General features: G+C 62.6%; 1 pseudogene. It reads left to right on the plus strand.

Annotation, left to right across the window (positions count from 1 at the left end):
- A pseudogene (locus tag AC097P_RS23775) lies at positions 1–1,544 on the plus strand (alpha-2-macroglobulin); the annotation flags it as partial.

The following is a 1,544-nucleotide window of genomic DNA, read 5'->3' on the forward strand; positions in this document are numbered from 1 at the left end:
TGTACATATGTACATATGTCAAAGTGCAATTGGTGTTTGGCAAGGGCATCAGCACCCCGCCCTTGGGCAATGCCACTGTGGGCGTGCCCAATTCGATAGAGAAACGCTTCAATTTTCAGGTGCGCGAGCCCTTTGCAGCCACCTTCAGCTGCGAGCGTGAAAATGCGCAAAGCGCCTGCCTGCCCATTCGCCCCATGCGGCTCAGCTTCAATGCGCCGGTGTCGGCCAAGCTGCTGGCGGCCATACGCCTTAAGTCGGACAAGGATGTCCTCAAGCCCACGCCCGACACCAACAGCGGTGGGTCTGAGGACGAAGACAACGTACAGAACAGCGTGGGCTTCAGCACCATCTTTGCCGAGCAAACTGCCTTCACGCTGGAGCTGCCCAAGGGCTTCAAGGATGCATCGGGCCGCACGCTGCGCAATGCCGACAGCTTTCCGCTCAAAGTGTCCACCGGTGCCATGCCGCCGCTGGCCAAATTTGCCGCCGCGCCCTTTGGCATTGTCGAGCGATTTGCCGAGCCTGATGGGGTAGCCATGCTGCCCGTCACCCTGCGCAATGTAGAGGCTGCCTTGGCAACCAAAGGGCTCCGTGTGGAACAGTCCAAGGTCAGCACCCTCACGCCCGGCACGGACGCCGAGATCATCCAGTGGTTTCTGAAGGTGCAGCGCTACGACAACTTTACGGTGTCGCGCAAGCTAGCGGCGCGGGACGTCAAGGGGCCGCTGCCCCCGTCCCTGGACGCCTATGACCGCAACGAAGTGCAATCGCGAATGGTCTCATTGCTGGGTGGCCAAGCCAATGTGAAGACCTTGGACATGCCCAAACCCGCCAGCAACGACCCAAGGCCTTTTGAGGTGGTGGGTATTCCGCTCGCCCCCGGTTTCCACGTGGTCGAGATCAGCTCACAGAAGTTGGGCAGTTCGCTATTGGACGAACGCCACGGAAGTAGCCGCACCATGGTGGTCCGCACGTCGGCTTTGGTTACCAACCTGGGCGTGCACTTCAAACTGGGCCGCGAGAACGCAGTGGCCTGGGTCACCACGCTGGACAAGGGCATGCCGGTGGCCAACGCCCAGGTGCGCGTATCCGACTGCAGGGGCAATGAGGTGGGCAGTGCCAAGACCAATGCACAAGGCATCGCCAACCTGAGTGGCATCTCGCCGCAGGCCCCCACCTGCAATAGCAACGAAAGCTACAACAGCGCCTATTTCGTCAGTGCCCGTGCGCAACAACCGGCCGGCGACGGCAAGGGCACGGTGGACGACATGGCCTTCACCTGGAGCGACTGGAACCGGGGCATCGAACCCTGGCGCTTCAACCTGCCCACCAGCCGCAGGGCCGAGCCGGACGCACGCGCCCACACCGTCTTCGACCGCATGCTCCTGCGCGCAGGCGAAACCGTGTCCATGAAGCACTTGCTGCGCACCGAGACCCGCACAGGCTGTGGCCTGGCAGCCACCCCCCCCCCCACCCTGGTGATCAAACACATCGCCGACGGCCAGCGAGCCACCCACCCTTGGGCAATCCGCCCCGCCGCCAAC

The sequence above is a fragment of the Rhodoferax sp. ZS1R8 genome (genome assembly GCF_056521325.1).